We start from the raw sequence: 5,266 nt of genomic DNA on the forward strand, positions 1-5,266 counted from the left end.
CCTCGACGCGAAAGACCCAGTGGAACAACCCGGCACGAGAGGTCGGACGATCACCCACGCCCGCACTCCACTCGAAGCCGCACAACCAAACTCACAGCGACGCCATCAGTTGATCGGTGCATTCGGGCTTATCTCGACGGCTATCGTGCTCTGCGGTGTCGGCATCGGCACGAGCTCTTCGTAAGAGTTCTTCAGCGGTATTCGCCCTTGCTCGCGCATCCCGCCTTGCGAAGTACTCGTCCCGCTCACTGCGTCGCGCCATCGTCAGCATGAATGACCAGACACGGCCCGCATCCTCGGCTCTTCGCGCGCGCTTGACGACGATTTGCCGTAGTGCCCGAAGCTGCCAGAGCCCCAGCCCCGAAGGCCGGAGCGGCGTCCAAGAGCTGCTGGAACCATAGACTTCCATACTGAATGCGCTGCACGACAATTGGCCCGTACTGGTCCCCGGCTGTTGCAGTCAGGACACTGGTCCCGCCACCTCTATCGTCATCACGCAGTAACCGGCGTCCGAGCTCTGCGCCGACCCGTTCTGACAGCTCCGCGATCACAGCGATCGCATCCGACAAGCGTGCCAACTCGCCGGCGGCCACGCGACCAGGCAGGTTGGGAATCGCGATACGCACCGTCCCCGGGTCGGGGACGTCAGCAGCTCAAACAGGCGGCCACCGCGGGTGGTGGTCACACCGCCGACACTGTCTACGGCGGGCATGAGAAAGTATTGCGGCAGACGGTCATCGGCATGATCGCGGGCGCCGTTCTCAAGGAGCATTCGAACCCGGGTGAGGCGACGGTGCAGATCGCCGGTCGGGTCAGGCTCTCGACCGGCGATCTGTCGTGGGAGGGGCGTACGGGTGACCTGCTCATCGTGCCCGACGCGCGGCATAGCCTCGAAGCGTTGGTGGACTCAGCGGTCCTGTTGACGGTCGCGAAGTTGTCGTGACCCAACGCCAGCACCCCGGGTTACGGGCCGTCTCCGGTGGCCTTGATGCGTTGACGCATCTGGGAAACACATGTCATCGAGGGCCTCGCGGACGGCCGGATCGCGATGTTCACCAAGATGCCCGATTCCTGATTGATGTGCCCACCACGGCTGCCGAGATGGAGGCCGTAGGCGAGGCCGCGGTGGTCGTCCTCGTCGATAAGGTTTCCATCGGCGTGTTGGGTCTGGAAGACCAGCTGCGGGCCGGTGGACGCGGCACCGTGGCCGAACTGATCGCCCTGACCGGCACCGCTCCGGTGCTGCTGACGCAGCGAAAACCCCCGCGCTCGCGGCGCAGGTCGGTATCAATGACGTGCGCGCTGGACTGCTGCCCCAGGACAAGGTCACCGCGGTGCGGGACGTCGAAGACTCCGGTCGCCGGGTGCTGCTGGTCGGGGACGGCGTCAACGACGCCCCCGCACTCGCCGCGGCTCACACCGGAATTGCGATGGGCCGCGCCGGCTCCGATCTCGCCCTCCAGACGGCTGAGCGGTGATCGTCCGCGATGAGCTGGCCACCATCCCGATGGTGATCGCCAATCTCGTCGTCGCAGGCCCGATCACACAGTATTCGGCAATCAAAGTCACTGACCCTGAACGGAGACTCACCGAGCATCGATTCGTTTGGTGACCGCCGAGTGTTCCCACAGGTCTGCGCAGTCTGAGCCGCTCGACCCAGCAACCAGCGATTCTCGGGAAGAGTTCCGGGCCTCCTCGGCCTGCGCGAGGAGCTGGTCGGCCATCTGCTGCTGGTCCACATCGGTAGCTATGGGATCCATGGGATCGAGTGTTTCGGTCATCATCGATCCTCCCCGCGAAGCCCGGCGTATCAGACAGACCAAGTTCAGATCGACCGCTATCCCGACACCCCCGAGCGTTCCCCCGGGGGGTCCACGGACCCGTTCACGGGGGCAGAAAGACCCTGCTCTCGGAATGGTTTCGGGAGCAGAGTGGTCATACGGGCTCTCCAGCGCCCGCGCGGGCTGATCAATTTCGCGGTTCCGCGAATGGCGGCCCCGCCAAGCATCGAGGAGGAGATCACAGTGATGTACTGGTACGACCACGATCCGGGCGGCTGGGGATACGTGCTGATGATCAGCGGGATGGTCCTGTTCTGGGGAGTGCTGATCACCGGCATCGTGCTGCTGGTCCGATTCGTGGGTCGGGATGGACAACAACGCGCCCAGCCGCCCGCGCTGCACACAGCAGAGCAGTTGCTTGCTGAGCGGTTCGCTCGCAGTGAGATCGACGAGAACGAATACCTCAGCCGGCTAACGACCCTACGTGGGCGGGCACAACCATGACCACGCACACGAAGACTCAGCTCCTGGCGGCCTGGCACACGGTGAGATATCAGGCCCCGCCGGGTAGGTAGTCCGTCCCGGACTCGTCCGCTGCGAGTGACTCCACCGGCCGCCCTGCACTGAGCCGGCGGGCCCTCTACGGAACGGAAGTTTCCGTGTTGCGCCTGCAAACCGCTCCCGACGCACAAGAGGAGGTGAAAGCAATGAACATGATGAAGATGATGCACATGATGATGATGTGTTTGCACCAGATGGGTGTGATGCCACCGATGAACATGCCACCAATGAACATGCCGATGTGACGCACCTATGCAGCTCGGGTCGACCGACCCGGACGCGACAGCTGGCGATTCCGTCGGCACGCAGCAAGCTGCCCGTGCCCTCTGGCCAGACGAAAACTCATCGCAGCGGCCTGCGCGGCAATACTCTGGTGGAAGATCGCGTCGGGTGAAGGGTGGCAGGCGCTGAGCGTCGCCCGGCCGTCGAGGGCTTCGCAGGCGCGGGCGACGCGCTGCTGCCTCGTGCCGAGGGTGGCGATAGCAGTGCTCGGCGAAACCTTGCGAATTCCGCCGCCGGGTCAGGACAACCACACCGACGACGACACCGAGAAAACGATATGAGCGCGCACATCCAGCCCCCACTCGGACTCAGCCGACGGGCGTTCCTCACGGCCGCGGGGGTCGGGCTCGGCGGACTCGCCCTGTCGGCCTGCACCCGATCGGCGCCCACCACCGGCGCCAACGCAGTCAATGAAAAGGCAATAGCCGCAGCGGAAGCCGCCCGACCCCACACCGGTCGCACCGTGAACTACAACCTCACACCGCAGCGCGCCGAGATCGATCTCGGTGGCCCCAAGGTGAGCACCCTCGTATACGGCGACACACTGCCCGGCACCCCCATCCGCGCCAACGTCGGAGACGAGCTGGCCGTGGCATTGTCGAACCGTCTAGACCACCCGACATCGGTCCACTGGCACGGCATCGCGCTCCGCAACGATATGGACGGGGCGATGCCCGCCAGCCCCAACATCGCGCCGAACGAAAGCTTCACCTACCGATTCTCGGTCCCGCACTCGGGCACCTACTGGGCGCACCCGCATGCTGCCGGTGTGGACACCGACTACGGGCTCTACCTGCCGGTCATCGTCGACGATCCCGGCGAGGCCGGAACCTACGATGCCGAGTGGGTCGTCGTCCTCGACGACTGGACCGACGGCGTCGGCAAGAACCCGCAGGACATCTTTTCCGACCTGAGCAATGGCGGGATGGGATCCATGGGCAACGGGTCGGGCGGCATGCCGGGCATGTCCGGGATGGGCGACATGCCCGGGATGGATCAGGGGGCCCAACCGACCAGCGCACCCGCACCCGGTGCAGCTACGCCGAACGGTGTGGGCGCCAGTGCCTTGCTCGGCGGCGATGCCGGCGATGTCAGCTACCCCTACTACCTGGTCAACGGGCGCATACCCGAGGCCCCGACCACGTTCGCGGCGAAACCCGGTCAGCGCGTACGGATCCGGATCATCAACGCCGGGGCGGACACCGCGTTCCGCGTGGCGCTGGCCAACCACAAGATGACCGTCACCCACACCGACGGCTTCCCCGTTGTGCCGGTCGAGGTCGACGCATTGTTGCTTGGAATGGGAGAACGCTACGACGTCATCGTCACAGTCAAGGACGGCGTCTTCCCCCTGGTGGCCGCGGCCGAAGGCAAGAACGCGCAGGGGCGGGCCCTGCTGAACACCGGAGCCGGGTCCGCACCGGCGCCGACGTACCAGCCTGCCGAGCTCAACGGCCGGGTCGGGACCGTCGACGACTTTGTGGCCGCCGAGAACGTGATGTTGCCTCAAAGGCAGCCCGATGCGAGCCTGCGGGCCGATCTCGGCGGGGACATGATGAGCTACGCCTGGACCATCAACGGTCGCTCGTACGACAACACCGAGCCGTTGACCATCCGGCAGGGCCAGCGGGCCCGTCTGACGTTCACCAACATGACCATGATGTGGCATCCGATGCACCTGCACGGGCACACCTTTCAGGTGATCAAACCCGACGGGTCCCCGGGGCCGCGTAAGGACACCGTCATCGTTCTACCGATGAGGTCGGTCGCGGTCGACCTCATCGCGGACAACCCTGGGGACTGGATGCTCCACTGCCACAACGCTTACCACATGGACGCCGGCATGATGACCCAGCTCAACTACACCGCCTAGTGGTCTGTCTGTGGAATAGCATCGTAGTTTGTACCATGTCTGTTGTGACTGCAGTGGCGTTGTCGGTCAGCGCTGAGCAGCGGGGGGAGTTGGAGCGGATGGCCGCGTCGACGTCTTTGTCGCATCGGCAGGTGGTCCAAGCGCGGGGACTGCTGTGGGCCTGCGACGCGTGGCCAACGAGGAGATCGCCCGTCGCTGCGGAGTGGACTCGGATACGGTGGGTCGCTGGCGTTCTGGGTTCGCCGAGCGGGGCATGGACGGGGTCGGGGTGATCGCCAAGGGCCGCGGACGTAAGCCGAGCTTGCCACCGGGCACGGCCGAGGCGGTCCTGCGTTTCACGCACAAGGAGCGGCCCGCGGGCGGCTCGACGCACTGGAGCACCCGATCTCTGGCGGCGCGGGTCGGGATCGGCAAGGACGCCGTCGCGAAGATCTGGGCCGACCACAATCTGAAGCCGTGGAAGGTCGACACGCTCACGGTCAGCGGAGACCCGCGGTTCCAGGAAAATCTGTTCGATGTCGTTGGCACACGCGGAATCGTCGGGAAACCACTCCAGAAACTCCTAAAAAGTGCGCGGGTAGTCAATCCCACCGACGGGACCGGACTGCTCGATATCCATCTGACCAGCATAGGTCCACTTAACCTGGTTGCACCGATTCGGTAGCGACCAAGCGCGGGTCGCAGACACGAAATGCCCTGTCGTAGTGGAAGAATGAGATTTCTCGAGGATCAAATTCGGCCACAACGAAGGGCATCTCGCAGATGCAAC

General features: G+C 64.9%; 8 protein-coding genes. 7 read left to right on the forward strand and 1 reads right to left on the reverse strand.

Annotation, left to right across the window (positions count from 1 at the left end; translation table 11 throughout):
* Positions 1–571: 571 nt before the first annotated feature.
* From J1M86_RS23310 to J1M86_RS26565, 3 genes are all read left to right on the forward strand, one after another.
* Positions 572–943 carry a cupin domain-containing protein gene (locus tag J1M86_RS23310; RefSeq protein WP_230558520.1) on the forward strand — a complete coding sequence of 124 codons (372 nt, stop codon included), beginning with the start codon at positions 572–574 and terminating at the stop codon, positions 941–943.
* 57 nt (positions 944–1,000) lie between these two features.
* Positions 1,001–1,075: a wax ester/triacylglycerol synthase domain-containing protein gene (locus tag J1M86_RS27040; protein ID WP_206511559.1), complete on the forward strand. Its 75-nt coding sequence runs from the start codon at positions 1,001–1,003 to the stop codon at positions 1,073–1,075.
* A 220-nt stretch (positions 1,076–1,295) separates the two neighbouring features.
* Positions 1,296–1,478, forward strand: coding sequence for an HAD family hydrolase (locus J1M86_RS26565; protein ID WP_230558519.1), 183 nt, complete (start codon positions 1,296–1,298; stop codon positions 1,476–1,478).
* A gap of 108 nt (positions 1,479–1,586) precedes the next feature.
* On the opposite strand, the gene J1M86_RS23325 is transcribed toward J1M86_RS26565, so the two are convergent.
* Positions 1,587–1,784 carry a hypothetical protein gene (locus J1M86_RS23325; protein ID WP_206511556.1) on the reverse strand — a complete coding sequence of 66 codons (198 nt, stop codon included), beginning with the start codon at positions 1,782–1,784 and terminating at the stop codon, positions 1,587–1,589.
* 243 nt (positions 1,785–2,027) lie between these two features.
* Here J1M86_RS23325 and J1M86_RS23330 point away from each other — a divergent pair, with 243 nt between their 5' ends.
* From J1M86_RS23330 to J1M86_RS23345, 4 genes are all read left to right on the forward strand, one after another.
* Positions 2,028–2,285, forward strand: coding sequence for an SHOCT domain-containing protein (locus tag J1M86_RS23330; RefSeq protein WP_083667274.1), 258 nt, complete (start codon positions 2,028–2,030; stop codon positions 2,283–2,285).
* A 155-nt stretch (positions 2,286–2,440) separates the two neighbouring features.
* A complete protein-coding gene (locus J1M86_RS23335) occupies positions 2,441–2,587 on the forward strand; it encodes a hypothetical protein (protein ID WP_158050535.1) in 147 nt (48 codons plus the stop codon).
* Positions 2,588–2,901: 314 nt separating this feature from the next.
* Entirely contained in the window at positions 2,902–4,497 is a 1,596-nt protein-coding gene (locus tag J1M86_RS23340) for a multicopper oxidase family protein (RefSeq protein ID WP_206511557.1), read from the forward strand.
* A gap of 154 nt (positions 4,498–4,651) precedes the next feature.
* Positions 4,652–5,161 (forward strand): helix-turn-helix domain-containing protein, encoded by a 510-nt coding sequence (locus J1M86_RS23345; RefSeq protein ID WP_206511558.1) that lies wholly within the window; start codon positions 4,652–4,654, stop codon positions 5,159–5,161.
* Positions 5,162–5,266: the final 105 nt, after the last annotated feature.

This window comes from Rhodococcus sp. KRD197, from assembly GCF_017168235.1.
Taxonomy (GTDB): domain Bacteria; phylum Actinomycetota; class Actinomycetes; order Mycobacteriales; family Mycobacteriaceae; genus Rhodococcoides.

Coding starts and splice junctions, on each gene's coding strand:
- J1M86_RS23325 (WP_206511556.1), bottom strand. CDS start 1,784: ATGATGACCGAAACACTCGATCCCATGGATCCCATAGCTACCGATGTG.
- J1M86_RS23330 (WP_083667274.1), top strand. CDS start 2,028: ATGTACTGGTACGACCACGATCCGGGCGGCTGGGGATACGTGCTGATG.
- J1M86_RS23340 (WP_206511557.1), top strand. CDS start 2,902: ATGAGCGCGCACATCCAGCCCCCACTCGGACTCAGCCGACGGGCGTTC.